The sequence below is a fragment of the Paraburkholderia sp. Tr-20389 genome (genome assembly GCF_017104565.1).
Classification (GTDB): domain Bacteria; phylum Pseudomonadota; class Gammaproteobacteria; order Burkholderiales; family Burkholderiaceae; genus Paraburkholderia.
Map to the genome: position 1 here is coordinate 255,088 of NZ_JAAGPD010000001.1, position 25,103 is coordinate 280,190.

The window sequence follows — 25,103 nt, forward strand, 5'->3', positions numbered from 1 at the left end:
ACTTGCCGATGCTTTACGTGAGCAATCGCAGTGCAGGTTTCGTTCGGATTGGGGCACGAACTAACCAAACCGGGTCATCCACATTTGACAATGAACGACTACAAGCGAGAGCCGTGCGCTTCATTTGGTTCACTAAAGACACATGGACGCTTCGACTATCAGCCGATCCATGAAGGCGATGCTTACCTCTGGCCGAACGGCGCGCGGCTCGCGGTCTATCTTGGCTTCAATCTGGAGCACTTCGCGTTCGGCGAGGGACTGGGCGCCGCGCTCGGGCCGCTGTCGCCGCAGCCCGACGTGCTGAACTACAGCTGGCGCGAATACGGCAACCGCGTCGGCGCGTGGCGCTGCATCGACCTGTTCGACTCGCTCGATCTGCCGGCGGGTACGCTCATCAATACGTCGCTATACGATCACTGCCCGGCGCTGATCGACGCATGCGTCGCGCGTGGCGACGAACTGATTGCGCACGGTCACACGAACGCGCAGCGTCAGAGCGATCTGGATAAAGACACTGAGCACGCGCTGCTCGCGCATTGCAGGGCACGTATTCACCAGCGTTCCGGCGTGGTGCCGGAGGGATGGCTGTCACCGTGGATCTCCGAATCGCATCGCACGCCGGACCTGCTCGCCGAAACGGGCTATCGCTATACGCTCAACTGGTGCCATGACGATCGGCCCGTGCGCATGCACACGAGTGGCGGGCCGCTCTGGTCGATTCCGTATCCGCAGGAGCTGAACGACCTGCCGATGATCATGGCGCGGCAGATGGATATGCGCGATTTCGCGGACATGATCGTCGACCAGTTCGACGAGATGCTCGAACAGACCCAGCGCTCGCGCGATGCTCAGGCGCTGGTGATGGGCATTGCGCTGCATCCGTATATCGTCGGGCAGCCATACCGGTTGCGGCATTTGCGTCGCGCGCTCGCGCATATCGCCCGCGCGCGCGACGACATCTGGCTCACGACGCCCGGTGCGATCGCGCGCCATGTTGAGGAGGCCGTGCCCGCACCGGCGCAAGCCGCATGAGCACTCTCCACGCATCCATGCAGTACGCCAAGCGCGACAACGCGAGCGCGGACGGGCGTATCTATCAGTCGATTTTCGAAGGCGTGTTGAATCGCAGGCTCACGCCGGGCACCAAGCTGCCGGAGCCGGAGCTGTGCGCGCTATTCGGAGTCGGCCGCGCGGTGGTGCGGCGCGCGCTGGAGAAGCTCGCGCATGACGGCATCGTCGTGTTGCGTCCGAACAAGGGCGCGGTGATCGCGCAACCGACACGCGAAGAAAAGCGCGAGATTTTCGAGGCACGCCGCGCGGTCGAGCGCGCGCTGGTCGAACTCGCGGCGCAACGCGCGAGCGTCGAGGACATCGGCGCGCTGCGCAAGCAGCTTGCCGACGAGCACGAAGCCATGCATCGCTTCGATCAGCCATCGTGGGCGCGGCTCGCAAGCGAATTCCATCTGCGCATTGCCGCGCTGTCCGGCAATGCGATCCTCGCACGCTATCTGACGGAGCTGATTTCGCGCAGCTCGCTGATCGTCGGGGCTTACGAACGGGTGGGCAATGCGCCATGCGAGCACGACGAACACACCGCGATCCTGGACTGCCTGGAATCGCGTGATGCCGAAGGGGCGATTGCGCATATGACGGCCCATCTGCAGAGTCTGGAAGCGCGCATCGAGACCTCGCGCATGCCGGGAACGAAGCGGCTTGCGCATCTGCTCGGCATCGAACCCGATCGTTCAACCGCTGTGGAGTGACATGGAAATCGACTTCGAAGCGATCACCGAGTACCAGCGCTACAAACTGATGGCGAGTCTGATCGTGCCGCGGCCGATCGCGCTGGTGACTACGATCGGGGCGGACGGCACGGTGAATGCCGCGCCGTTCTCGATGTTCAACATGCTCGGCGAAGAACCACCGATCGTGATGTTGAGCATCAACCGGCTGGAAGACGGTGCGTTGAAAGACACCGCTGTGAACATTCCGCGTGAAAGGGAGTTCGTCGTGCATCTCGCGGACGAGCCGATTGCGCAGAAGATGCATCGCTGCGGCGAACGCTTTGCGCCCGATGTCAGCGAACTCGATGAAGTGGGTTTTACTGCTGTGGCGTCGACGCGCGTGAAGCCGCCTCGTATCGCAGAGGCGCCCGTTGCGTTCGAATGCGAGCTTTGGGAAACGCTGGAAACGCCGAGCCGCCATATATTTATCGGCAAGGTGTTGATGCTGCATGCGCGGGACGAGCTGATCGATCTCGACACCTGGCGGGTCAGATTGCAGCACTACTTTCCCGTGGGGCGGTTCGGCGCAAGCGATTACGTGACGACGCGGGACCGCTTCGAGCTGTGAGATTACGTGTGCGGTGCTGGTGCTTCGATAGCGCCGGCTATGAACTGAGTCGCTGAAAGCGACTCAACTCTTCACTCGAAATGCATTCTCACTCCGTCGTCGCTTCGCTTAGCGTCGGATAGTCCGTGTAGAACTTTTCCGTGCCGCCAAAGAAACCTTCCCGATGCGGCTCGTTCATCGGCGCATTCGTCTTGAGCCGTTCGACGAAATCCGGGTTCGCCAGCACCATCGCGCCGTACGCTTCCAGATCCGCGGTGCCCGAGGTGGCGTCGGTGCCCACATGCTCGCGCGAACGCCCCGGGCGATTCAGGATCAGCTTGCCTGTCCAGCGCTTGCGAATCTCGCTCAGAAGCGGCTCGTCGCCCAGATGCATGATGTGCAGGTAAGCCAGCCCCAGCTTGTCGAGTTCGGCGACGAGGTAGCGGTAGAGCGCGTGCTTTTCGGCGCCTTCGTCGATGCCCCACATCGCCGTACCGGGCGACAGGCGGATCGCAGTGCGGTCGGCGCCGATCTCATCCGCAATCGCCGTGGCGACCTCGATCGCAAAGCGCGCGCGATTCTCGGTCGAGCCGCCGTATTCGTCGGTGCGCGTGTTGGCATTGGGCGCGAAGAACTGTTGAACCAGGTAAGCGTTCGCGCCGTGGATCTCGACGCCATCGGCACCCGCTTCGATGGCGCGGCGAGCCGCGAACGCGAAGTCTGCGACCGTCTTGCGCACTTCGTCGGTGGTCAGGGCATGTGGAACGGGAATGTCCTGCATGCCTTTGGCCGTGAACATGCCCGTGCCCGGTGCGATGGCGGACGGTGCGACAGCGGGGCGGTGATGTGGCGTGTTATCCGGGTGCGACATGCGTCCGGCGTGCATCAGCTGAATGAAAATGCGGCCACCCTCGGCGTGCACAGCGTCCGTGACCTTCTTCCAGCCGGCCACGTGTGCATCGGTATAAATGCCCGGCGTCGTCAGGTAGCCCTGACCGTCGTCGGACGGCTGCGTGCCTTCCGTGACGATCAGGCCAACACCTGCCCGCTGCGCGTAATACCTGGCGGCCAGTACGCCCGGTGTGCCGTCGACCTGCGCACGCGAACGGGTCATCGGCGCCATGACCAGGCGGTTTTGCAGGGTGTAGCGACCGACATCGATGGAATCGAACAGTTTGCTCACGATGAAATCCTCAAATGGGGTGTGGTGCAGGGACTAGCGGGCAGTCCTCTGCGAAGCCGCGCCCGGACATCACTGCTGCGTGCGAAGGCTCTGAACACAGGGATGAACTAGCGATGGGGAAATCATCGTCTGCTTCGCGTGAAGGATAAAGGGGGTACTTCGGATATCATTGATCCATTGATGGAGCAATGGATCATGGACGACTACCTGAATGACATGGCCTTGTTTGTGGAGGTCGTCAAAGCCAATGGCTTTCGCAACGCTGCCGAAGCGGTGGGCATTCCGAACTCGACGCTGTCGCGGCGGATCAGCGCGCTGGAGAAGACCATCGGGCTGCGCCTGCTGCATCGAACGACGCGCAAGATCGAACTGACGGAAGCCGGGCAGATCTACTTCGAACGATGCAAGCGCATTGTTAATGAGGCTCGCCTCGCACATGAACAACTGGGCGGCATGCTTGCACATCCCACGGGGGTACTGCGCGTGTCGTTGCCGGTCGACTTCGCCGTGACCTACCTTGCGCCGCTGGTGGTGGAGTTTGCCGAACGCTATCCCGGCATCAGCTTCGATTTCGACCTCACACCGCGGCGGGTCGATCTGGTCAGCGAGCCCTTCGACGTGGCGATCCGCATAGGGGAGTCCGAAAGTTCGCAATTGATCGCGCGCTCGCTGGCCTCGCTGACCCCGCACCTGTATGCGTCGCCCGGTTATCTCGAACGATCGGGCGAGCCGGACAAACCCGCCGATCTCGAACGCCATCAATGCCTGACTATCCTGAAGGCGGGTACATGGACATTGCATGACGGCAAACGCACGGCGACGGTCCCGGTGGGCGGGCGGTTCGCGCTCAACAGCGTCGCGATGATCCGACGACTCGCGACGCTCGATATGGGCATCGTTCTGATGCCGGAGGAAGTGGTTGCCGGCGATCTGGCCAGCGGGGCGTTGCGCCGGATCATGCCCAGATGGCACGGCACGGCGGTGCCGATCTACGCCATCACGGAAACGCGGCTATTGCCGGCCAAGACGCAGCGTTTTATCGAGTTTCTTCAGGAACGGTTGACGGGTTCCAGAACTGCACCGTAGCGGCGATTTTGCGGATGAGTCGGCTCGATCCGCGAAACCGCCGCTATCGAATCGCGTTTCAGTGCCCGCTATCAGGGCTGCATTGTGGCAGGTGGCCGCAGTTGTTCCATCCCGGGCGATTCATACTGCCGCTCGCGCTGCTGCTCCCAGCGACACCGCCGTATCCGGACGTGCCCGGAGCGGGATTCGAAGATGGGCTCGTGGAGGCGTTGGTAGAAGCGGACATCGATTGCGCATCTTGCTGCCCGGACTTGTCCTGGGTCTGCGCGACGCTGGCCAAAGAAACTGCACCCAGAAGCGTTGCAGACAGGAGAAACATGGTCTTCATGGCGAACTCCTTAAACACAAAATCAGACTTCAGTGCTTGCTGCCGGTATGGCACAGCAATGAGCGAAGAGGCCGGCATCGTGTCGGGAAATCCGTTGCCGGCGATGTCGCCCTGGTGCCGGAACCCGGTTGAGGGAGCATTGTTTTTGATCTTCGCCCTTTTACCGGGCTAAGGGGAAACACATAACGCGGTTAGTCCCGCGGCTGGCGTCCATGGGTACAGGCGCACCTAAAGAACGGCCGGTGGGCTGGTAAGCCCGGAGCGCAAAAGGGAAGCGCACGTCTTAACCATAGATTGCTTTCGGCGAGGAGAAACTACGCCTTTCGTCATATGGCGATGTTGGTGCACCGATAGCTAAACGCTGCCATTCCGCCTGCTCGTTAGCGCGACGTCGGTTAAGCCTGCGATGTAGCAGAACACTTCATCGCAGTGGAAGCCAAAGCGGGTCTTTCCATGCTTTAAGTGTTTCGAGAACGCTTTTCGCTTCGACGACACTTGGTTCAGCGCGCGTCCCTTTTCCACGCGGCAGGGGTCGTGCCATAAGCGCGTCTGAATACACGCGTGAAATGAGCCTGATCGGTGAACCCGGTTGCGAGTGCGACTTGCGAGATCGTGTGCGACGGCTGCGCGAGCATACGCAACGCATGCTCGAGACGTTCATTCAGTCGCCATTGATAAGGCGACAATCCCGTGCACTGCTTGAACGCGCGCGAAAAATGCGCGGGCGACAGTCCGAGGAGCGAGGCCACTTCTTCGAGGCGCACGCTGGTCGACAGGTTGGTCCGCATGTATTCCTGTGCGAGGCGCAGGCGGTGCGGGGCGAGCGCAGCGCGTGGCTGCGATTCCTCGCTCTTGCCGAGGCGGCAAAGCCTTAGCAGCAACGCGACCGAGAGACTGTCTCCGTAAAGAAGGTCGGTCTGTGTGTTGTCGTTGCATTCCATCGCAAGTAGTCGTGCTAGCAGGAAAGCACGCTCGTCGAAAAACATCAGCCGTGGTTCTACGAGCGCGCGCACGTCGGCGTCGTCTCCGATCAACGGCAGTACGGTTGCGTAGTCGAAAAAGAACAACGCGAACGCGATATAACGCGTCGTGTCGCTGTAGGCCCAAAGCGGCATGTTGGCGGGCGTCAACGACATCTGATGTAACGTGTCGAAGCGCCTCGTTGCCGGACGCGACGTGCTCGTCCGTCCTTCCATGCGCCCGCCGCGTTCGTCGAGGGTTACGCTAAGGCGTGCACAACCGATCCGGATGTCTTTGCACGTCGGCCCCTCGCAATGCAGATCGGCGACCGACACCGAGAGCCCGGTGAACGCTTTCTGGCGCAGATTCCGGACCGTGCCGTTGTCGAAATGTTCGATGAACGCACCCGCCCAGTAACGCGATGCCGACGGCTGGACCAGCGCCGGAGCGTCATTGATTCGACTCGTCGAAGCCACGTATCCTCTGCGTCTGTCTGTTTATGTTGGCTGCTCACGCGAATAACCCTTCCGGGTTTCGGGTCCATGAGCCGTCGCGTGGCTGCCTGTGGATGATGCAACGAATTGGAAGATACAAGAAATATCAATTCTGTTCAAAAGAGGTACGAACATATCGGCCGCATTGGCGCTGTCTTCGTTAGGCTTCGCTCGCAGCCGCCACCCATGTCGCCGGGCTAAGTGGCCTGCCTGAGAATCGTGACGAATTGCTCATATTTCGTAGCCTGCAAGTCGGAAAGTTGCGGCAAGCGGATTGCAGAGGATCTGGCGTGTGCGAGCCCGAGCGCGCTTTCGGCAATGTTCAAACGCATGGTTTGCTGCCGGGCGGCAGGCGTTTCGCGCGGAATAACCGAAGAATTCAGGTGTTGTAGTGATCGATGGCGTCGTCTGGTCATCCAGTCAATCGATTTCTTTGGTCGCGAATACACCCATGCCTCTGCTCGATCCTCTATTTCTTCTACTCGCATTCGACGCCGCCTGCATTGCATTTGCGATTGCTGTGCTGGTGAATATGGCGATCTTTCATGTTCTCTCGACGCTTCTTCCGGGGCATTCCATAGCGGAATGCTGGACCCTGTTCGCGCCAAAGGACGCGGACCACGCAGATTCATTCGTTGGCGGAATGGGTGAGGGCGGTGAAGCGTACATCGTGGAGCTGCACGTTGAACACGCCGACATGTGACGCCGTGCGAGTGGATCGCGGAATAGGATGAGGCCGTCAGGTGTTATGGAAGTCAGCACGAGGCTATTCCCGTGCCCGGCACGCGGAAAGTGCTGTGGACTACTGCAATTGTCGGTCTTGCTCACCCATAACCCACTTCTGACATGGACTTCTCTAATTCAACCCAGATATCGTTCGTACCGCATCGTGAACTTGTGCGCAGCGATCATAGAACGCTCGTTCTGGCTGCTCTCGGCGGTGCGCTCGAATTCTATGACTTCGTCATCTATGTATTTTTCGCGGCAGTGATCGGACAACTGTTCTTTCCGCCGTCGATCCCCGACTGGCTGCGGCAGGTGCAGACGTTCGGCATTTTTGCCGCGGGGTACGTTGCACGACCGCTCGGCGGCGTGGTGATGGCGCATTTCGGCGATCTCGCCGGCCGCAAGCGCATGTTCATGCTGAGCGTGATGCTCATGTCCCTGCCGACGCTCCTGATGGGCCTGCTGCCCACGTACGCGAGCATCGGCGTCTTCGCGCCGGTTCTGCTGCTGCTGTGCCGGATGCTGCAAGGCGCGGCCGTGGGCGGCGAAGTGCCGGGGGCGTGGGTCTTCGTTGCCGAGCACGTGCCTCACCGGTACGTCGGCTACGCATGTGGATTGCTGACGGGCGGACTCACGTTCGGGATCCTGCTCGGCTCACTGATCGCGGGCGGTATCAATCATCATTACTCTCACGATCAGATCAGCGCTTACGCATGGCGTTTGCCGTTCGTGATGGGTGGGCTCTTTGGACTCTTGTCCGCGTTCTTGCGCCGATGGCTGAACGAGACGCCGGTCTTCGTCGACATGCAGCAGAAGAACTCCCTTGCGAAGGAAGTGCCGCTGAAGGCCGTGCTGCGCGATCATGGTCGAGCGGTTCTAATATCCATGATCCTGACATGGACGCTGACGGCTGCTATCGTCGTCGTGATCCTGATGACGCCGACACTCGTCGCAAAGCGTTTTCATATCGATCCGTCCACGGCATTGCAAGCCAATTCCGTCGCCACGCTTTGCCTCACCATCGGGTGCGTTGTCGCGGGGTCATTGACCGCGCGCATCGGCATCGGCCGAACGCTCTTTTTCGGATGCCTGCTGCTCGGTGCATCGTACTTCCTGATGCTGAACCGCCTTTCGGTCGATCCGTCATCGCTGCTGCCGCTTTACGCGGTCGCGGGCTTTTTCGTCGGCGCCGTTGCCGCCATTCCTGTTGCGATGGTCAATGCGTTTCCGCCACTCGTGCGCTTCTCCGGCATTTCGTTTTCATACAACGTCGCGTATGCGGTCTTTGGTGGACTAACGCCCGTCGTGATTGCGTTGATGTTGAAAGCGAATCCGCAGGCGCCTGAGTTCTATGTCGGCGCGTTGTCGGTGATCGGTGCAGTGGCAGGCCTGGCTTTCTGGCGCAAGCGCTGACGCGCAGCGTGAGGCAGCTCCAGATGACGGTTAGCGCGCCCGCAGACGCGCTAACCCAAAGAGCTTGCCGGGTATGACCAGGCGCAGTGAAAACCACGCCCAGTCGCATCAGACAAGGGTGGCACTGTCGTCAAGCACTGGTTCCGCCGTCGACCTTGATGTTGGCGCCCGTCACGAATCCGGCATCCGGGCTCGCCAACCAGGCGACCGCGTCTGCCACATCGTTGGGGTGTCCGTAGTGGCCCAACGCAATCATGCTACGCACACGGTCGGCGATCGGGCCGTCCGCCGGATTCATCGCGGTGTCGATGCGGCCAGGCTGCACGTTGTTGATCGTAATGCCGGCGTCGCCGAGATCCCGCGCCAGCGCACGGGTCATGCTGGCGAGTGCGCCCTTGGTCGAGGAATAGACGGAGAGACCGTTGATCGGCGTGTACTCGCTGCTGACGCTTCCAATGTTGATGATCCGTCCGCCCTTCGGCATGTAATGCAATGCTTCCTTGATGGCGACGAATGGACCTTTGACGTTGATGGCCAGCATGCGCTCGAAGTCGTCGAGCTTGAACTCGTCGATCAGGCCGATGCGGAGCATGGCGGCGTTGTTGACCAGGATGTCCAGGCGTCCGTACTCCTCTGCGGTGGCGCGTACCGCTTGCTGAACCATTTGCGTATCGCCGCTGTCGGCGCGGATGGCCATTGCCCGTCCGCCGGCGTGACAGATCGAGGCGACGACTTCATGTGCGTCGTCGGGCGACGACGCGTAAGTGATGGCGATGGCTGCGCCGTCGCGAGCGAAGCGGTGCGCGATAGCCGCACCGATGCCGCGGGAGCCGCCTGTTACGAGAGCGACTTTGCCCTGCAATGTTCCGTTAGCTGTTGCCATTTGATGTCCTTTCATACGTGGCTGAATGCAGGTCGATTCTAGTGAGGGCACACATTCACGATGAGCCAATATCGGAGCAAAGAAGTGATGTATTTCGCCGGTTCGAGCCGAGCGGAGAATTCAAATAGGAAAACGAGCTAATGAAACTGGATAAGACTGATGTCGGTATCTTGAGAGCCCTTCAGCGCAACGCGCAATTGAAAGCGTCCGAACTGGCGGATGCACTCGCGATCTCTCCGTCGCCGCTTTACCGCCGTATCCGCCTTATGGAAGAGGCAGGTGTGATCAAGCAGTACGTCACGCTGCTCGACCAGGAGAAGGTTGGATTGCCGATCAGCGCCTACGTGTCGGTTGCGCTGGAGAAATCGGCGGAAACGCTTGCAGGATTCGAGCGCGCGATAGCGAGTTGCGAAGAGGTGATGGAGTGCTACCTGATGACAGGGCAATTCGACTATATGATTCGTGTCGTTGCCAATGACATCTCGGGTATCGAGCGATTCGTGGTGATGCGGCTGAGCACGATCGAGGGCGTGCGCGACGTCAGCACGTCCATCACGTTGCGTCGCGTGCAGTACAAGACGGAGTTGCCGGTGCGGCCGCACGAATGGCAGCCGTGAAAGACGAATGCCGGGCGAGCGGGAATGGCGTGTGAGTTTGATCACGAACGCTGCGCGGGAATTTCCTGACGGTCACGCAGTTGCTTGCCGATGGTCACACGGGCCGCATACAAATGACGTTCGACGGTCTGCACATGCTGCCGCAGAACGATAGCCGCTTCCTCGCAGCTCAACCCTTCGACGTGCACGAGCAACATGGCGATGCGCTGGTGCTGCGGTAACCGGTCGACGGCGCCGACGATGTCTTTCGAGCCCAATTGTGCGGCGCTCGCGCGGCGGTAGTCGTTGGAAGATGGCTGATTGTCCGCGTGATCGAGCCATAGCGCGTGTACCGTTTCGAACATACGCGTGATAAACGGCATGCCGGCGGGCGGCGGATGAGTGTCCCTGATCGCGCATTCGCAAGCGCGTTGAACGATCTGTTCGGCAGTATCGGCATCGCGCGCGATCCTTACCGCAAATCGCCACACTCTGGGTAGCGCATCGGATAGTGCGATGCTGAGGTCTTGTTGGAGCATTACTTTCTCATGTCGATGAGCGCGAATGTCTATTCCAGCGGATGCTCATTCGGTGTTGAACGATCAGTCCTCAGGTTCTTTGCTTTTGGTGTGAGAAGGGCTGTCAATGCTTGCGTCTTAAGGGAACTTGAACGAAGCCACCCAGCGCGTCGAGAACCGTACATCTCGCCATGGATGTTATCGACACCCGACAGGAGACCTGAGCCAAATTTTCCGTCGCTTAAATGGAGAATTAGCACGCGCCGCGTTTTTGTGCGCTTTAGCCGATGCGAATGATGCGGCTGCGTGCTCCGCTAGACCAAAGGCGGATGTTTGCGCGTTGGCGATGCGTTGAGCCGTGCAGTACGCAGAAGTTCGTCGATCGTCGCGCGAAGGCTCGCCGGCACGGGCGGCACAGTCTGTTGCGCAAAAGCCGCGGCGTAGGGCAGGCGCGACGCCTCAAGCGCCGCGACGCGCCTGGCGATCTCGGGCGATGCGCTTGCCGCACGCCTCACCGCCCGATGCTGGTGAGCGGGCAGCGTTCCGTCCACGTAGGCCATCAACTCGATATCGTCCGGATCCATAAGGCCTGTCGTTCACCTCTTGCGTCGGTAGGAAGCCTGCGCCCGGTTGTCCTGGTCTGCGGCGGCTTGAGAGATAACAGATGAAGCCCGTGATTATTCCGTCCGCTCGCGCACTGCCAGCGGTACGGCACTTGCGTGCTAGTCGGCAACAGGTTGCTCGGGACCCGCGTCCGTGAATAACGGTCTTACATCAAACGTCGAAATCCGCTTGCCGAGTTCGACGAGATTCACGCCTTCAGGCTTGCCGATCAGCGCGTAACCTAATTCTGCTTGCCGCCACATCGCGACGTCCAACGTATCAACCGTGTGCACGGCCACGGGATGATCGGGCCGCGCATCTTTCATCACGCATAGCGTCACGGGCGGGCCGCTTTCCGGCAGATAGACGATCTGCAGCAGCGGCTTGTCGTTGAATCGCAGACGCTGCATCGCCTTGAAAGTGAGTCCCGCACTGCTCAGATCCGGAATACGCAACGGCAGGTGGTCCTGCTGACGTATGTCGCTGACGATCTTCCTGAGGGTCGCCGCGTCGTTCTTGACGTAGGCAACAGTCTCGCGAGTAAACAGCTTCTGATAACCTGCGGCAGCCGTCACCCACGGCGCAACATCCGGATTCGCGGCCGTTTGCGCGTCGCCGGCACCGGGCATGCCCTGACGCATCAACATGCCGCACGTAAAAGCGCCGGCGACGCACGCGGCTGCCAGCCATAGCGGAACGCCGCGGCGGACATCTGTCGGTTGATCGCGTGCATGCTGAGGCACTGCGCCATGTGCACGGATCAGCGCGTCAACGCCCAGTCTGAGCGAATCAGGCACGGGCGGCAGCGGCTGCGACGCGAACGCCGCCGCATAGTCGACCCGCGATGCGCGCAGCAGTTCGACTTTTGCCCGAGCGTCGGCCGACTGGCCCAACCGGGCTTCCACCGCTTCACGTTCTTCGGGCGGCAGTTCGCCGTCTACATAGGCAAGAAGTTGAGCGTCGTCGATCATGCGAGCGAATCCTTTTGCAGCCTCGTGGACTGCAGGTCCGCATCTTCGCCGATCATCGAACCGACGGCTTGCCGCGCTCGCGACAACCGGCTCATGACGGTACCCATTGGCACATCGAGCACGTCGGCCGCCTCCCGATACGTCATGCCCTCGACCGCGACGAGCAGCATCACGACGCGCTGCACTTCGGGCAGACGCTCGATTGCGCCGATGATCTGCGCATGCATGAGCTGCGTTTCGGGATCGTTGCCGGCGGGATCGGCGACATTTTCAAGGAAGTTCTGGTCCCATTCGAAGCTTGACTGCCTGCGCAGATTACGCGCCCGCAACTCGTTGAGCCACGTGGAATGAACGATCGAGAACATCCAGCTCAACGGAGCGGTGCCGGGTTGGAGTTGATGCGCACGCTCGAGCGCGCGCAGACACCCGCGCTGCACGAGATCCTCGGCGTCGTGCTGGTCGCCCGTCAGGCGAAGCGCGAACGCCCACAATCGCGGAAGCATCTCCGGAATCAGGTTAGACAGGTCAGCATCGCTCATCGAACGTAGCTCTCCATACCCATGTACGCGATGCCGCGCCGGGCATCCTGGATCTCTCGTTTCGTTTGCCATTGGCCGGGTTGGGCCACTCAGCGTGCCGCGACGCAAACAGAGCGGGCGGGCGCGCATGCATGCATTACAGCCAGGCGATGTATCTGGCGTGTGTCTGGAGAGGGACTATTTGCAAGCGTACGTAGCAATCGCATGCACCGATGCGATCAGAGAGGCGGGTCGATATCCCAGGATGTGGACTTATGGGGTGTTGCAGGGCAGACCTGCGGTGTCATCTGCCGTGCACATTCTTACTGTGCGTCAAGCGAGCGCTCGACTCGCGGCCTCAGCACGACCGCGCAGCCAGTTGATGCTGGCAAAAAGCAGTACCGCAAACACGATCAACATCGTCGCCACCGCAAGAATCGAAGGATCGATCGAATCGCGGATGCCGCTCCACATCTGCCGCGGCACCGTGGTTTGATCGGGGCCGCCGATGAAGAGAATGACGATCACCTCGTCGAACGAAGTCGCAAACGCAAACACGCTGCCCGTCGCGACGGCTGGCGCGATGAGCGGCAACGTCACGCGGCGAAATGCGACCCACGGCTTCGCGCCGAGTCCCGATGCGGCCCGTAGAAGGCTCTGATCGAATGAAAGCAGCGACGCAGTCACGGTGATGACGACGAACGGCGTACCGAGCGCCGCGTGGGCCAGCACGACGCCGGGATATGAATTCACGAGGCCGAGCGGCGCGAAGATCAGATAGAAGCCTGCCGCCACGACCACGATCGGCACGATCATCGGCGAAATGATGATCGGCATGATCAGCGAACGCAGCGGAAATTGCGACCGGCTCAGGCCCAGCGCCGCGAGCGTACCGAGCGCGGTCGCGATCAGCGTCGATGCCGCGCCGATACCGAGGCTGTTCAATAGCGCGCGCTGCCAGTCCGCGCTGGTGAGCGCCTGTTCGTACCAGCGCAGCGACAGGCCCTGCAACGGGTACGAAAAATACGAACCCGAATTGAACGAGAGCGGGATGATGGCGAGAATCGGCGCGATCAGAAAGAACAGCACGAGCGCCGTATGCACGCGCACCCAGCGCGCCGCGATGCGTTCCGTCAGAACCCTTTTGCGTTGTTCCTGCATGTCCGTCTCTCTGCGTCGGGTATGGGCGGCTCAACCGAAGCGCAAACGGTCGATGCCGACGATGCGGTTGAAGATGAAATAGAAGATCGCGGTGAAGATCACGAGATACGCCGACAACGCGCCTGCGAGGCCCCAATTGAGTTGCGTGTTCGTCTGCATCGCGATGAGCTGGCTGATCATCTCGTCGCCGGCGCCGCCGAGCAACGCGGGCGTGATGTAGTAACCAAGCGCGAGCACGAACACGAGGAAGCAGCCCGCACCCACGCCGGGCAGCGTTTGCGGCACATAGACCCGCACGAATGCGATGAACGGATGCGCGCCGAGCGACTGCGCCGCTCGCACATAGACGGGCGGCACGCTTTTCATCACGGAGTAGATGGCGAGGATCATGTACGGCAGCAACACGTGCGTCATGCCGATCAACACGCCCGTGCGATTGAAGATCAGCGGCAAAGGATGTGTCGCAAGTCCGAGTCCCGTCAGCAAACTGTTGACGACACCGGCGGGTTGCAGCAATACGTACCATGCCGTCGTGCGCACCAGCAGCGAGGTCCAGAACGGCACGATCACGAGCAGCATCAGGCGGTTGCTGCTTTTTGCCGGCAGACTGGCGAGCATCCATGCAACGGGATAGCCGAGCAGCAGGCACAGCAGCGTGACCGTCGCGCTGATCGAGATCGTGCGCAGGAACGCTTGCCGATAAACGGAAGCGTTATCGGGTACGAATCCGACCGAGCCTTGCGGCGTGACCTGCGCATCGACGGCGGCGAGCAGGTAGTCGGGTGTGGGCGATGCGGCGGCACGCTTCAGCAGACGCCACGTTTCCGGGGAATTCCAGCGTTCGTCGAGTTTCACGAGTGCGGGCTTCCAGGCGGGCGGTGGATCGGCGGGCAGGTTGCGGGCGGTACGCATCAACAGGCTGCGGAATTCGGCCTGGGCGAAGTTCAGACGACGTGCCACCGTGCCGAGTTGTCCGCTCTCCTGCGCCTGCTTCAGGCCCGACGCGAGCAGGGCGAACGTGTGCTCGTCCGGCATGCCGCGTCCGTCCCACGCATCGAGTGCCTGCGCGAGCGCTGGCATGCTGTCGGGCAGTTCGTGATTCTGCACGCTGCGCGCGAGCAGCAATGCAATCGGCGCGATGAACGTCGACAGCAGAAACAGGATCAACGGCAGCGCGAGCAGCAGCGCCTGGGTCGATGCGCGGCGCCGTGCCTGGTGGAACGACGCGCGGCCGCCGGCTCGCGAAGGAGAGCCGGGAGCCGTGGTCTGGGCCGAAACGGGCATGCTGGTGGTCACGTCAGGCTCTCGCTCAACAGGAAGTTATTGCGTCAGCCATGTCTGGAAACGCTTGTTGATCTGGTCCGCGTTGTCGGCCCAGAAGCTCGCATTGATCTGCAACGCGCGCTTGAAGTTATCCGGCGATGTCGGAAGATCGGTCAGCCGCTGCTTGTCGACGAGCGCGATGGCATCCTTGCGCGGCGGCGCATAGGCGATGTACTTCGACAGATCGGCATAAGCTTTCGGCTGCGAAGCGGACACGATGAACTTCGCCGCTGCGTCAGCATGCTTCGCGCCCGTCGGAATGCCCCACCAGTCGAAGTCGTAGACCTGTGCGTCCCACACTGCCTTGAAGGGCTTGTTGTCCTTCTTCGCGGCATCGTCGATGCGGCCGTTGTACGCCTGCGTCATCACCACTGCGCCGTCCGCGAGCAACTGCGGCGCCTGTGCGCCCGACTCCCACCAGACGATGCTCTTCTTGATCGTATCGAGCTTTTTGAAAGCGCGATCGACACCGGCGGGCGTGCCGAGCACCTTGTATACGTCCTTCGGATCGACACCGTCGGCGATCAACGCCCATTCCATCGATACCTTCGGCGACTTGCGCAGGCCGCGCTTGCCAGGGAATTTCTGCAAGTCGAAAAAGTCGGCGACAGTGGTCGGCGCCGTCTTCAGCTTGCTCGCATCGTAGGCGAAGACGGTCGACCAGACCATGCTCGCGACCGCGCAATCGCTGATCGAGCCGGGAATGAAATCACTCGTCTTGCCCAGCGTCTTCTTGTCGAACTTCTTCAAGAGACCTTCGTCGCATGCGGTGATCGCATCGTTCGTTTCGAGGTCGATCAGGTCCCACGTGGTGTTCTTTGCCTGCTCCATCGCGGAGAGTTTTGCGAGTCCCCCGTCGTACGATTCCGTCGAGAAGCCCACGCCCGTCGCTTGCGTGAACGGCTCGAAATAGGCTTTCTTCGCAGCTGCTTCATAAGCGCCGCCGAAGGTCACGACGGAAAGTGTCTCTGCTGCCCAGGCATTGGCCGTGGCGAAAGCGAAGACGGAAAGTGCGGCAAAGGCGGCACGTCGTGCCTTGATAGGGGTGCGCATGTCAGTTGGCTCCTGCGGGTGCGGTCGTCATGATTGAAGGTAAGGGAGACGGCGAAGTACAGTTAGCTGGCGTGGCGTGCAGCGCGCCGGCTGTCACTGCGAGAATCTTGCAGTCGTCGTGGCGCCAGGCAACTTCGACTGTGTCGCCGGGCGACGGCAGCGCGTGACGCTGCGTATTGGGAACCTTGACGACGATGGTGTCGCGCGAGCCGAGCTTGAGATGGACGCGATGATGATCGCCGCAATACACGAGTTCTTCGACACGCGCGCGCACCGCATTGCTGTTTTCGTCGACGTGCACGCCTTCGGCTGCGGGAATATGTGCGCGCTCGGGGCGCAGCGCGAGCATCGCGTGATCGCCCTCGCGCAAGCCGCTTTCGCAACGCCCGCGGATGATGCTTCCGTCTGCCAGCGCGAGGCTCGCGCCATCGCCGCGCACGTCGACGACGCGCCCCGTCAGTCCATTGTTCTCGCCGACGAAGTTCGCGACGAACGCATTTTGCGCATTTTCATAAAGCTCGCTCGGCGTCGCCGCCTGCTGGATGCGCCCATCCGAGAACACAGCGACGCGGTCCGACATGGTCAGTGCTTCGGCCTGGTCGTGGGTCACATAGACGATCGTGAGCGAGAGTTCGCGATGCAGCCGCATGATTTCGTATTGCATCGTTTCGCGCAGGCGCTTGTCGAGCGCACCGAGCGGCTCGTCCATCAGCACGACGCTCGGCTCGAAGACGAGCGCGCGCGCCAGCGCAACACGCTGCTGCTGTCCGCCGGAGAGTTGTCCAGGACGGCGACTCGCGAGATGAGGCAATTCGATCATATCGAGCGCGCGTTTGACGCGCGCCTCCTGTTCAGCCCGGCTCACATGACGCACGGAAAGTGGAAACGCAACGTTCTCCGCAATCGTCAGATGCGGGAACAGCGCATAGTTCTGGAACACCATGCCGATGTCGCGCTGATGCGGCGGCTTGTCGTCGAGCCGTTGTCCGTCGAGCCGGATCTCGCCTTGCGTGGGCGTTTCGAAACCGGCAAGCATCATGAGCGTCGTTGTCTTGCCGGAACCCGACGGTCCGAGCAGCGACAGGAATTCGCCCTTGCGCACGTCGAGGTTCAGATCGTCGACGACATAGTGCGTGCCGTCATACGATTTGCTCACGCCCGAAAACGAAATGTAGGAAGGGTTTGACATCGTGCTTGCGTCCTGTCGGTGTTGCGTCGAATTCATTGCGTGCGGAGTTTCGACGCGAGATAGCGCGCGAAGTCATAATTGGGGCGTTCGAGATGGCTCAGATGGCCCGGCTTTGCAAGCGGTGCGTGCACGCCGCGAAATACCGCCTCGACGCCGCGCCGGTCTTCAGCATTGACTTCGTCGAGCAGCTTTTTCAGCGTGGCCATATGAGCCTGGGCTTGCGGATCGGCGATGAATTCCGGCGCCAGTCCGCCGCCGAAGCGGATATGCACGCGCCCCACACCTTGAGGCTGCAGCACGAGATACCAGAAGTAACCCGGCGTGAGCGTCACGAGATGAGTGGGATAGATCGCGAGCAAGGCTGTGGTCTTGCGCCAGTGTCCCGTGAGGCGTGTGTTGTCGGGATGCGCATTGCCGATCGGCAATGAGGCTTCCTTCGTGATCCAGTGATAGTTGAAGGCCGGTGAGCCCGGCGGGCATTCCATTTCCTCTAGCCGCGAATGCGGGCCTACCGTCGCGCGATGCAGCATCGGCAGGTGATAACTCTCCATGAAGTTCTCCGCGAGGATTTTCCAGTTCGTATCCCACACGTGCTCTTCATAGAATGTTTCGATGTAGTCGGACATGCCGTATGCGCCGATCAGCTCGCTCAACCCGGCAAGTTGCACACCGACGGATGGCGCGCTGTCATCGAGCGTCACGTAGATCCAGCCTTGCCACGCTTCGCAGCGCACAGCGGGCAAGCGATAGCTTTCCTTGCAGAAGCCCTCTTGCCGGTCCATCAGCGGTGCGCCTTTCAGCGCGCCATCGAGCGAATAATTCCACGCATGGTACGGACACACGATCCTGCGCACGTTGCCGCGTCCTTCGAGCAACACCGACATGCGATGCAGGCAGACGTTCGACATTGCCTTCAGCTGCATCTGTTCGTCGCGCAGCACGACGATCGGCTGGTCGCCGATGCGCGTAGTCAGGTAATCGCCGGGCGCCTTCAGTGCGCTTGCGCGGCCGACGCACTGCCATTCGCGCGAGAAGATGTCGCGCTCTTCCAGGGCGAGAAATTCGGGGGACGTATAGACGCCGGGCGGCATCGCGCGCGCTTCGCCGAATGACCGTTCACAACCGGTCTGCAGCTCGTCGACAAGCGCTTGCACTGTAATCGTCCTTGCCGGATTTGCCATGCCGCCCTCCCTGTTCCGAGCTTGCGAGAGCGCGCCGACGCTGGATTGCGCGGCATTGCGCTCGACATGGACATCAATCTATCAAGCCAAATTCCCAGCCAAAATATTGTTTTTGGATGCAAGGCAAAGGTTTTGGCTATGCAGTGCGGTTGCTGCTAGCGGCAGCTTCCTGCCGTTGCCGTCGATGTTTGAAACGGTGCCTCACGTATCCAGATGCAGCCGCCGGATATAGGTTTCGCAGAACGACGCGAAGCGATGCACCACTTGCCGTGGCCGCATCGTGCGCGATTGCGCGATGCCGAGCGTCGTCGCGTTGACGTTGTCCTTGAAGCGTTTGATGACGAAGTCCGCGCCGTCGACGGTGCGATTGGACTTGAGCGGAAAGTTGAGGATGCTGTAGCCAAGTCCGTTCGCCACCATGCCGCGCACGACTTCCGGCTGTGACGAGCGGAAAGCGGGTACGGGCCTGCTGCCCACGGCATCGAACAACGCTGCGAAGTACTCGCGGCTATGCGGTAAATCCAGCATCACATAGGGCTCGTGCAACAGGTCGGCGAGCGACACCTTGCGCGCGCGGGCGAGGCGATGAGATGCCGGCAGGATCACATAAGGCGGCAACGACAGCAGCGGCGTGAAGGCGATGTCCTCGGTGAGGTCGAGGCTATAGGTCAGGACTATGTCGAGCGAGCCGTCGTGCAGGCCTCGCAGCAGACCGTCCTGATGTGCTTCGACCGTGCGGAACGAGATGCCCGCATGTTCGCTCGCGAAACGGCTGATGAGCCGCGGCATCAGCGGCGGCGCAAGCGACACGAGGCAGCCGAGCGCGATCGAGCCCGTCATGCCGCCGTCCATTTCCTTGGCGGTCATCTGCAGTTCTTCCGCGATTTTCAGCAGATTGCGCGCCTGTCCGAGCAGATCGCGCCCTGCCTGTGTGAGCGACAGACCGCTCGCGTGATGCCTGATGAAGAGCTGCACGCCGAACGACGATTCGAGGTCTGCCAGCGCGGTGGAGATGGATGGCTGCGAGATATGAAGGCGCTTGGCGGCAGCCGTGAAGGACAGTGCTTCAGCGGTGACGACGAAATAACGCAACTGACGAAGCGAGTAACGCAGGGGATGGTTTTCCATCGGCAATGCTCCATGTTCGGGCGTTCATGCGCACCATTGTGAGTCGGTCAAAATCCCTTGCATAGGTAAAACCGATGCCATGCATTTTTTAAATATATTTTTCGGATTCGAAGGGCACGCGTAGATTCTGGACCTGGACAGCTGATTCACGGCGCAGCGCGCCGATCGAAACGTCGCTTCGCCCATTGGGTGCGAGGTCATGACGGCTTGGATCAAACCGCCTTTGAGAAGGACTTGGACATGGCAGGGAAAACGATGTCAATCGATACGCTCGTGGTCGGCGCCGGGCAGGCCGGCGTGGCGATGAGCGAACACTTGAGCAAGATCGGCGTGCCTCATGTCGTTCTGGAACGGGCTCGTATCGCCGAGCAGTGGCGCACGGGACGCTGGGATTCGCTGGTCGCGAATGGTCCCGCGTGGCACGATCGCTTTCCGAATCTGGAATTCGCGGAAGTCGATCCGGATGGCTTCGCGGCGAAAGAGCAGGTGGCGGATTACTTCGTCGAGTACGCGAAGCGGTTCGACGCGCCGATCCGCACGGGCGTCGATGTGAAGAAGGTGGTGCGCAATGCGGGCCGTCAGGGCTTTACCGTCGAGACGTCGGACGGCACGTTCGAAGCCAACCGGGTCGTCGTGGCGACGGGCCCGTTCCAGCGCCCGGTCATTCCGGCCGTTGCACCGAAGTCGGACCGCTTCACGCAGATTCACTCGGCCGACTATCGCAATCCGCAGCAACTGCCTGATGGCAACGTGCTGGTCGTCGGAGCGGGCTCGTCCGGCGTACAGATCGCGGACGAACTGCAGCGCGCGGGCAGGCAGGTGTATCTGTCGGTCGGACCGCATGACCGGCCGCCGCGCGCCTATCGCGGCCGCGACTTCTGCTGGTGGCTCGGCGTGCTCGGCGAATGGGATGCCGAAGTGATGCGGCCCGGCAAGGAACACGTGACGATTGCGGTGAGCGGGGCACGCGGCGGACATACCGTCGACTTCCGCCGTCTCGCGCATCAAGGTGTGATGCTGGCCGGTTTGACGAAGTCATTCGACGACACCGTCGTGACGTTCGATGCCGATCTCGCTGAAAACATCGCACGCGGTGACGAGAACTATCTGTCGCTGCTGGATGCCGCGGATGCGTACGCCGCGCGCAACGGCCTCACGCTTCCTGAAGAACCCGAAGCGCGCGTCATTCCCGCCGATCCGGACTGTCTGATCAATCCTGTTCTCGAACTCGATCTGGTCAAGGCCGGTGTGACGTCGATCATCTGGGCGACCGGCTATGCAGTCGATTTCGGCTGGTTGCACGTCGATGCCTTCGACGAGAAGGGCAAGCCGAAGCATCAGCGCGGCGTGTCGAAAGAGCCGGGCATTTATTTCCTTGGGCTTCCCTGGCTGTCGCGGCGCGGCTCGGCTTTCATCTGGGGCGTATGGCACGACGCGAAACATATCGCCGATCACATCGCCACGCAGCGCAAGTATCTCGCTTACTACGATGCGCCGAATCCGCACGCACCGACCCAACACGAGGCGCGCGCGACGGAGCCGCAGCTTCGCAAGGTCAGCGAAATGGACCTGAGCTGACGCCCGCCAACAGAGCCGCATTCTTCTTTTATCCGTATCAAGGTGCATCGATGAGCCAACCTACGCATACCCGTATTCGCATGTTCAACACGAAGGACACGTACCCGAACCAGTCGCTCGATAACGATCTCTGTCAGGCAGTACGTGCCGGCAACACAGTCTACGTGCGCGGCCAGGTGGGCACCGATTTCGATGGTCGCCTCGTCGGGCTCGGCGATCCGCGCGCGCAGGCCGAGCAGGCGATGAAGAACGTCAAGCAGCTCCTCGAAGAAGCGGGCAGCGACCTCTCGCACGTCGTCAAGACGACCACGTTTCTCACCGACATCCGCTATCGCGAGCCTGTGTATCAGGAAGTCGGCAAGTGGTTCAAGGGTGTGTTCCCGATCTCGACGGGCCTCGTGGTGACGGCTCTGGGGCAGGCGCAATGGCTGATGGAAATCGACGTGATCGCAGTCATTCCGGATGGCTGGACGCCTGCTAAGGCGTGAGGAGCACGACATGACGTTTTCAATCGTCGGACGTTGCGCGCAGACGGGGCAACTCGGCATCGCGATCAGTTCTTCGAGCATCGCGGTAGGCGCGCGCTGTCCGTGGCTGCGCGCGGGTGTCGGTGCAGTCGCGACGCAGAACGTGACGCTGCCCGCACTCGGTCCGCAGGTTCTCGATCTGCTGGAGAATGCGCTGCTCGAGCCCGCTGCCGCGCTGGACCGTGCGCTCAGTGCAAACGAATGGAGCGAGTATCGGCAGGTGACGGTGGTCGATGCGCTTGGGCGCACCGCGTTTTTCAGCGGCAAGGAAGCGCTGGGCACATATCACGCAGCAGCGGGCAAGCAATGCGTCGCAGCAGGCAACATGCTGGCGAGCGTGGGCGTGATCGAGGCGATGGTGCCCGCTTTCGAGAACACGAAGGGCATGCTCGCCGACCGGCTGCTCGCAGCGATGCACGCCGCGATCGCAGCAGGCGGCGAAGCGGGGCCGGTGCACTCGGCGGCGCTGAAGATCGTCGGCGATCTGAGCTGGCCGATCGTCGACTTGCGCGTCGATTGGGCCGACGAGGATCCGATCGGCCGGCTCGACGGTCTATGGCAAGCGTATAAGCCGCAAATGCAGGACTACGTGACGCGCGCGCTCAATCCCACGGCCGCGCCGAGCTATGGAGTGCCGGGCGATGAGTGACACGTCGAGCCGCGCGTTGCTCGAACGGCTGATCGCATTTCCCACGGTGAGCCGGGACTCGAATCTGGCGATGATCGATTTCATCCGCCATTACCTCGGTAATCTCGGCGTTCGAAGCGAACTGTTTTACAACGCCGAGCGCACGAAGGCGAACCTGTTCGCGACGATCGGCCCCGACATCGGCGGCGGCATCGTGCTGTCGGGGCATACCGACGTAGTGCCCGTCGATGGTCAGCCCTGGACTGTCGAGCCGTTCCGGCTGAGCGAGAAAGAAGGGCGGCTGTATGGGCGCGGCACGGCCGACATGAAAGGCTTCATCGCTTCCGTATTGGCGACGGTGCCCGCTTTCGTCGCACGCGAACTGAAGGTACCCGTGCATCTCGCGTTTTCGTACGACGAGGAAGTGGGGTGTCTGGGTGTGCGGTCGATGCTGGCAGACCTGGCGCAGCGCGCAAATAAACCTGCGCTGTGTCTCATCGGCGAACCGACGGAACTGAAGCCTGTGCTGGGTCACAAAGGCAAGCTGGCGATGCGTTGCCACGTCAAGGGAGCGCCTTGTCATTCGGCGTACGCGCCGTACGGCGTCAACGCGATTCAATATGCGGCGCGTCTCGTCAATCGTCTTGAAGAGATCGGCGAACGGCTGGCGGCGCCCGAGCGCCACGACGAACGATTCGATCCGCCGTATTCGACGGTGCAAACAGGTGTGATCAAAGGCGGTCGCGCGCTGAACATCGTGCCCGCCGAATGCGAATTCGATTTCGAAGTGCGAGCGCTGCCGGGCTACGACGCAACCCATGTCGCCGACGAATTGCAGACCTATGCGCAGGCCCAGTTGCTGCCGAAGATGCATGCGGTGAACGCCGAAACGGACATCCGCCTGACCTCGCTTTCGGCGTATCCCGGACTCGCGACGCCGCCAGACAGCGACGCGGCACGATTGCTCGCGCTGTTGTGCGGTTCGAATACGTTCGGCACGGTGGCGTTCGGCACTGAGGGTGGGCTCTTCAACGAAGCCGGCATTCCCGCCGTGGTCTGCGGGCCGGGCAGCATGGACCAGGGGCATAAGCCCGACGAATTCGTGACAGTCGATCAACTCGCGGAATGCGATGCGATGTTGGCGCGACTGGCCGATTACCTCTCGACGCCATCCGGATCGTGATTCGACGTTCCGGATGTGCCGTCCGACATGAACGCAAGCAACCAGCGTGCTCAGGCAAAGCTCGAGCCGCAGAATAGCGCAGCACAGCTGCGCGAGACAGGAGACAGCATCGTGGCCACCACGGATCGTAACGCTTCCCAGCTGATCGAAAAACACACGATTGGCTATGTGCCACCAGAAGATCGTCACGGCAAGGTCCGTGACCTGTTCACCCTCTGGTTCGGCGGCAATATCGCGCCGTTGCCTATCGTCACGGGCGCGCTCGGCGTTCAGCTTTTTCACCTGAACCTGATGTGGGGCATCGTCGCGATCGTCGTGGGGCAGGCGGTCGGCGGTGTGCTGATGGCGCTCCATTCCGCTCAAGGCCCGCAAATGGGCATTCCGCAGATGATCCAGAGCCGCGCTCAATTCGGTTCATGGGGTGCGCTTCTCGTCACGGTGATCGCGGGTGTGATGTACGTGGGCTTCTTTGCATCCAACATCGTGCTGGCGGGGAAATCGCTGCACGGAATCGAATCGAATGTTTCCGTGCATGCGGGCATCGTGGTCGGTGCGTTGGGGTCCGGCCTGATCGGCATCATCGGCTATCGCTTCATTCATATCCTGAATCGCATTGGCACATGGGTGCTCGGTATCGGCATCTTCATCGGTTTCGGCTACATCCTGACGCACGTCTCGACAGCGGATTTTCTGACGCGCGGCGGCTTCAACTTTGCCGGGTGGCTTGCGACGGTCTCGCTGTCCGCGCTGTGGCAAATTGCATTTGCGCCCTACGTGTCCGACTATTCGCGCTATCTGCCCGAAGACGTCAGCGTTGCGTCGACTTTCTGGGCCACGTATCTCGGCTGCGCGATCGGCTCGACGCTCGCCTTCGTATTCGGCGCGGTGGCGGTGCTCGCGGTGCCGCCGGGCGTCGATGCGATGGACGCCGTCAAGCAGGCGACGGGCCCGCTCGGACTGCCGATGCTCGTGCTGTTTCTGCTCAGCGTCATCAGCCACAACGCGTTGAATCTGTATGGCGCGGTGCTCGCGTCGATCACCTCGGTGCAGACGTTTGCCTGGCGCTGGATTCCGACGGCCAGAACGCGTGCAGTGTTCTCGCTCGTGATCCTCGCGGGATGCTGTTACGCGGCGCTCGGCGCATCGACCAACTTCGTGGGCAATCTGGTCGATCTGGTGCTGGCCCTGCTGGTCGTGCTCGTGCCGTGGACGGCGATCAATCTGATCGACTTTTACGTCATCCACAAAGGGAACTACGACATCGATTCGATTTTTCAGGCGGATGGCGGAAGATATGGCCGCTTCAATCCTCAGGCCCTCATTGCATACGCGGTGGGTATCGCCGTGCAGATTCCGTTCATGAACACGCCGATGTACGCCGGGCCTGTGCCGGGTTATCTGGATGGCGCGGATCTCTCGTGGGTGATCGGTCTGGTGCTGACTTCGCCGCTGTACTACTGGCTGGCGACGCGCGATTCGACCTATCGGCGCCGGCTCAATTCGGGGCTGAGCGCGACGGCCCGATAGGCGATCGATTGAATC

General features: G+C 61.3%; 26 protein-coding genes. 13 read left to right on the top strand and 13 right to left on the bottom strand.

The window, feature by feature from the left end; translation table 11 throughout:
- Nucleotides 1-90: 90 nt before the first annotated feature.
- Genes G3N95_RS01170 through G3N95_RS01180 form a run of 3 tightly spaced genes read left to right on the top strand, consistent with a single transcriptional unit; the run spans nt 91 to nt 2,352 of the window.
- Complete coding sequence (locus tag G3N95_RS01170) at nt 91-1,032, top strand: polysaccharide deacetylase family protein (protein ID WP_205968124.1); 942 nt, start codon at nt 91-93, stop codon at nt 1,030-1,032.
- Complete coding sequence (locus G3N95_RS01175; protein WP_205968125.1) at nt 1,029-1,763, top strand: GntR family transcriptional regulator; 735 nt, start codon at nt 1,029-1,031, stop codon at nt 1,761-1,763. Before G3N95_RS01170 ends, G3N95_RS01175 begins: the two co-directional genes overlap by 4 nt.
- Before the next feature lies 1 nt (nt 1,764).
- Nucleotides 1,765-2,352 carry a flavin reductase family protein gene (locus G3N95_RS01180; RefSeq protein WP_205968126.1) on the top strand — a complete coding sequence of 196 codons (588 nt, stop codon included), beginning with the start codon at nt 1,765-1,767 and terminating at the stop codon, nt 2,350-2,352.
- An 88-nt stretch (nt 2,353-2,440) separates the two neighbouring features.
- Here the strand turns inward: G3N95_RS01180 and G3N95_RS01185 are convergent, their stop codons facing one another.
- The gene (locus tag G3N95_RS01185; RefSeq protein ID WP_205968127.1) at nt 2,441-3,514 is read right to left on the bottom strand and encodes an alkene reductase; all 1,074 of its coding nucleotides are present in this window, start codon (nt 3,512-3,514) and stop codon (nt 2,441-2,443) included.
- Nucleotides 3,515-3,709: 195 nt separating this feature from the next.
- Between G3N95_RS01185 and G3N95_RS01190 the strand changes: the two genes are divergently transcribed.
- Complete coding sequence (locus tag G3N95_RS01190; protein ID WP_205968128.1) at nt 3,710-4,600, top strand: LysR family transcriptional regulator; 891 nt, start codon at nt 3,710-3,712, stop codon at nt 4,598-4,600.
- Nucleotides 4,601-4,614: 14 nt separating this feature from the next.
- Complete coding sequence (locus G3N95_RS01195; protein ID WP_205968129.1) at nt 4,615-5,100, top strand: hypothetical protein; 486 nt, start codon at nt 4,615-4,617, stop codon at nt 5,098-5,100.
- A 328-nt stretch (nt 5,101-5,428) separates the two neighbouring features.
- On the opposite strand, the gene G3N95_RS40990 is transcribed toward G3N95_RS01195, so the two are convergent.
- Entirely contained in the window at nt 5,429-6,364 is a 936-nt protein-coding gene (locus tag G3N95_RS40990) for an AraC family transcriptional regulator (RefSeq protein WP_205968130.1), read from the bottom strand.
- A 469-nt stretch (nt 6,365-6,833) separates the two neighbouring features.
- On the opposite strand from G3N95_RS40990, the gene G3N95_RS01205 reads away from it, so the two are divergent.
- Both G3N95_RS01205 and G3N95_RS01210 read left to right on the top strand, forming a co-directional pair.
- Nucleotides 6,834-7,085, top strand: a complete 252-nt coding sequence (locus tag G3N95_RS01205) for a hypothetical protein (RefSeq protein WP_205968131.1) — start codon at nt 6,834-6,836, stop codon at nt 7,083-7,085.
- 143 nt (nt 7,086-7,228) lie between these two features.
- Nucleotides 7,229-8,521 (top strand): MFS transporter, encoded by a 1,293-nt coding sequence (locus G3N95_RS01210; protein ID WP_205968132.1) that lies wholly within the window; start codon nt 7,229-7,231, stop codon nt 8,519-8,521.
- A gap of 130 nt (nt 8,522-8,651) precedes the next feature.
- On the opposite strand, the gene G3N95_RS01215 is transcribed toward G3N95_RS01210, so the two are convergent.
- A complete protein-coding gene (locus G3N95_RS01215; protein ID WP_205968133.1) occupies nt 8,652-9,404 on the bottom strand; it encodes a 3-oxoacyl-ACP reductase family protein in 753 nt (250 codons plus the stop codon).
- Between the two features lie 140 nt (nt 9,405-9,544).
- Here G3N95_RS01215 and G3N95_RS01220 point away from each other — a divergent pair, with 140 nt between their 5' ends.
- On the top strand, nt 9,545-10,021 hold the full coding sequence (locus G3N95_RS01220) for an Lrp/AsnC family transcriptional regulator (RefSeq protein ID WP_205968134.1): 477 nt from the start codon (nt 9,545-9,547) through the stop codon (nt 10,019-10,021).
- Nucleotides 10,022-10,062: 41 nt separating this feature from the next.
- On the opposite strand, the gene G3N95_RS01225 is transcribed toward G3N95_RS01220, so the two are convergent.
- The 10 genes from G3N95_RS01225 to G3N95_RS01270 all read right to left on the bottom strand — a co-directional run bounded on the left by G3N95_RS01225 (nt 10,063) and on the right by G3N95_RS01270 (nt 19,645).
- The gene (locus G3N95_RS01225; protein ID WP_205968135.1) at nt 10,063-10,539 is read right to left on the bottom strand and encodes an RNA polymerase sigma factor; all 477 of its coding nucleotides are present in this window, start codon (nt 10,537-10,539) and stop codon (nt 10,063-10,065) included.
- A 293-nt stretch (nt 10,540-10,832) separates the two neighbouring features.
- The gene (locus tag G3N95_RS01230; RefSeq protein WP_205968136.1) at nt 10,833-11,102 is read right to left on the bottom strand and encodes a hypothetical protein; all 270 of its coding nucleotides are present in this window, start codon (nt 11,100-11,102) and stop codon (nt 10,833-10,835) included.
- A 138-nt stretch (nt 11,103-11,240) separates the two neighbouring features.
- Nucleotides 11,241-12,092, bottom strand: a complete 852-nt coding sequence (locus tag G3N95_RS01235; protein ID WP_205968137.1) for an anti-sigma factor — start codon at nt 12,090-12,092, stop codon at nt 11,241-11,243.
- Nucleotides 12,089-12,631: an RNA polymerase sigma factor gene (locus G3N95_RS01240; RefSeq protein WP_205968138.1), complete on the bottom strand. Its 543-nt coding sequence runs from the start codon at nt 12,629-12,631 to the stop codon at nt 12,089-12,091. The genes G3N95_RS01235 and G3N95_RS01240 overlap by 4 nt, the downstream gene beginning before the upstream one ends.
- 312 nt (nt 12,632-12,943) lie before the next feature.
- Nucleotides 12,944-13,771 (bottom strand): ABC transporter permease, encoded by an 828-nt coding sequence (locus G3N95_RS01245; protein ID WP_205968139.1) that lies wholly within the window; start codon nt 13,769-13,771, stop codon nt 12,944-12,946.
- Nucleotides 13,772-13,801: 30 nt separating this feature from the next.
- Entirely contained in the window at nt 13,802-15,055 is a 1,254-nt protein-coding gene (locus G3N95_RS01250; RefSeq protein WP_205968718.1) for an ABC transporter permease, read from the bottom strand.
- 36 nt (nt 15,056-15,091) lie between these two features.
- Nucleotides 15,092-16,147 carry an ABC transporter substrate-binding protein gene (locus G3N95_RS01255; RefSeq protein ID WP_205968140.1) on the bottom strand — a complete coding sequence of 352 codons (1,056 nt, stop codon included), beginning with the start codon at nt 16,145-16,147 and terminating at the stop codon, nt 15,092-15,094.
- 1 nt (nt 16,148) lies between these two features.
- The gene (locus G3N95_RS01260; RefSeq protein ID WP_205968141.1) at nt 16,149-17,336 is read right to left on the bottom strand and encodes an ABC transporter ATP-binding protein; all 1,188 of its coding nucleotides are present in this window, start codon (nt 17,334-17,336) and stop codon (nt 16,149-16,151) included.
- A gap of 32 nt (nt 17,337-17,368) precedes the next feature.
- Nucleotides 17,369-18,517: an SRPBCC family protein gene (locus tag G3N95_RS01265; RefSeq protein ID WP_205968142.1), complete on the bottom strand. Its 1,149-nt coding sequence runs from the start codon at nt 18,515-18,517 to the stop codon at nt 17,369-17,371.
- 201 nt (nt 18,518-18,718) lie between these two features.
- A complete protein-coding gene (locus G3N95_RS01270) occupies nt 18,719-19,645 on the bottom strand; it encodes a LysR family transcriptional regulator (RefSeq protein ID WP_205968143.1) in 927 nt (308 codons plus the stop codon).
- Between the two features lie 240 nt (nt 19,646-19,885).
- On the opposite strand from G3N95_RS01270, the gene G3N95_RS01275 reads away from it, so the two are divergent.
- The 5 genes from G3N95_RS01275 to G3N95_RS01295 all read left to right on the top strand — a co-directional run bounded on the left by G3N95_RS01275 (nt 19,886) and on the right by G3N95_RS01295 (nt 25,088).
- On the top strand, nt 19,886-21,223 hold the full coding sequence (locus tag G3N95_RS01275; protein ID WP_205968144.1) for an NAD(P)/FAD-dependent oxidoreductase: 1,338 nt from the start codon (nt 19,886-19,888) through the stop codon (nt 21,221-21,223).
- 50 nt (nt 21,224-21,273) lie between these two features.
- Complete coding sequence (locus tag G3N95_RS01280; protein ID WP_205968145.1) at nt 21,274-21,711, top strand: RidA family protein; 438 nt, start codon at nt 21,274-21,276, stop codon at nt 21,709-21,711.
- Between the two features lie 10 nt (nt 21,712-21,721).
- Nucleotides 21,722-22,399 (top strand): DUF1028 domain-containing protein, encoded by a 678-nt coding sequence (locus G3N95_RS01285; RefSeq protein WP_205968146.1) that lies wholly within the window; start codon nt 21,722-21,724, stop codon nt 22,397-22,399.
- Nucleotides 22,392-23,561 (top strand): acetylornithine deacetylase, encoded by a 1,170-nt coding sequence (gene argE / locus G3N95_RS01290; RefSeq protein ID WP_205968147.1) that lies wholly within the window; start codon nt 22,392-22,394, stop codon nt 23,559-23,561. The genes G3N95_RS01285 and argE overlap by 8 nt, the downstream gene beginning before the upstream one ends.
- A 111-nt stretch (nt 23,562-23,672) precedes the next feature.
- Nucleotides 23,673-25,088 carry a cytosine permease gene (locus tag G3N95_RS01295; protein ID WP_205968719.1) on the top strand — a complete coding sequence of 472 codons (1,416 nt, stop codon included), beginning with the start codon at nt 23,673-23,675 and terminating at the stop codon, nt 25,086-25,088.
- The last annotated feature ends 15 nt before the right edge of the window (nt 25,089-25,103 follow it).

Coding starts and splice junctions, on each gene's coding strand:
- G3N95_RS01230 (WP_205968136.1), bottom strand. CDS start 11,102: ATGGATCCGGACGATATCGAGTTGATGGCCTACGTGGACGGAACGCTG.
- G3N95_RS01220 (WP_205968134.1), top strand. CDS start 9,545: ATGAAACTGGATAAGACTGATGTCGGTATCTTGAGAGCCCTTCAGCGC.
- G3N95_RS01285 (WP_205968146.1), top strand. CDS start 21,722: ATGACGTTTTCAATCGTCGGACGTTGCGCGCAGACGGGGCAACTCGGC.
- G3N95_RS01270 (WP_205968143.1), bottom strand. CDS start 19,645: ATGGAAAACCATCCCCTGCGTTACTCGCTTCGTCAGTTGCGTTATTTC.
- argE (WP_205968147.1), top strand. CDS start 22,392: ATGAGTGACACGTCGAGCCGCGCGTTGCTCGAACGGCTGATCGCATTT.
- G3N95_RS01235 (WP_205968137.1), bottom strand. CDS start 12,092: ATGATCGACGACGCTCAACTTCTTGCCTATGTAGACGGCGAACTGCCG.
- G3N95_RS01215 (WP_205968133.1), bottom strand. CDS start 9,404: ATGGCAACAGCTAACGGAACATTGCAGGGCAAAGTCGCTCTCGTAACA.
- G3N95_RS01245 (WP_205968139.1), bottom strand. CDS start 13,771: ATGCAGGAACAACGCAAAAGGGTTCTGACGGAACGCATCGCGGCGCGC.
- G3N95_RS01175 (WP_205968125.1), top strand. CDS start 1,029: ATGAGCACTCTCCACGCATCCATGCAGTACGCCAAGCGCGACAACGCG.
- G3N95_RS01190 (WP_205968128.1), top strand. CDS start 3,710: ATGGACGACTACCTGAATGACATGGCCTTGTTTGTGGAGGTCGTCAAA.
- G3N95_RS01210 (WP_205968132.1), top strand. CDS start 7,229: ATGGACTTCTCTAATTCAACCCAGATATCGTTCGTACCGCATCGTGAA.
- G3N95_RS01205 (WP_205968131.1), top strand. CDS start 6,834: ATGCCTCTGCTCGATCCTCTATTTCTTCTACTCGCATTCGACGCCGCC.
- G3N95_RS01250 (WP_205968718.1), bottom strand. CDS start 15,055: ATGCCCGTTTCGGCCCAGACCACGGCTCCCGGCTCTCCTTCGCGAGCC.
- G3N95_RS01265 (WP_205968142.1), bottom strand. CDS start 18,517: ATGGCAAATCCGGCAAGGACGATTACAGTGCAAGCGCTTGTCGACGAG.
- G3N95_RS01280 (WP_205968145.1), top strand. CDS start 21,274: ATGAGCCAACCTACGCATACCCGTATTCGCATGTTCAACACGAAGGAC.
- G3N95_RS01225 (WP_205968135.1), bottom strand. CDS start 10,539: ATGCTCCAACAAGACCTCAGCATCGCACTATCCGATGCGCTACCCAGA.
- G3N95_RS01255 (WP_205968140.1), bottom strand. CDS start 16,147: ATGCGCACCCCTATCAAGGCACGACGTGCCGCCTTTGCCGCACTTTCC.
- G3N95_RS01195 (WP_205968129.1), top strand. CDS start 4,615: ATGAGTCGGCTCGATCCGCGAAACCGCCGCTATCGAATCGCGTTTCAG.
- G3N95_RS01170 (WP_205968124.1), top strand. CDS start 91: ATGAACGACTACAAGCGAGAGCCGTGCGCTTCATTTGGTTCACTAAAG.
- G3N95_RS01275 (WP_205968144.1), top strand. CDS start 19,886: ATGGCAGGGAAAACGATGTCAATCGATACGCTCGTGGTCGGCGCCGGG.
- G3N95_RS01180 (WP_205968126.1), top strand. CDS start 1,765: ATGGAAATCGACTTCGAAGCGATCACCGAGTACCAGCGCTACAAACTG.
- G3N95_RS01260 (WP_205968141.1), bottom strand. CDS start 17,336: ATGTCAAACCCTTCCTACATTTCGTTTTCGGGCGTGAGCAAATCGTAT.
- G3N95_RS01240 (WP_205968138.1), bottom strand. CDS start 12,631: ATGAGCGATGCTGACCTGTCTAACCTGATTCCGGAGATGCTTCCGCGA.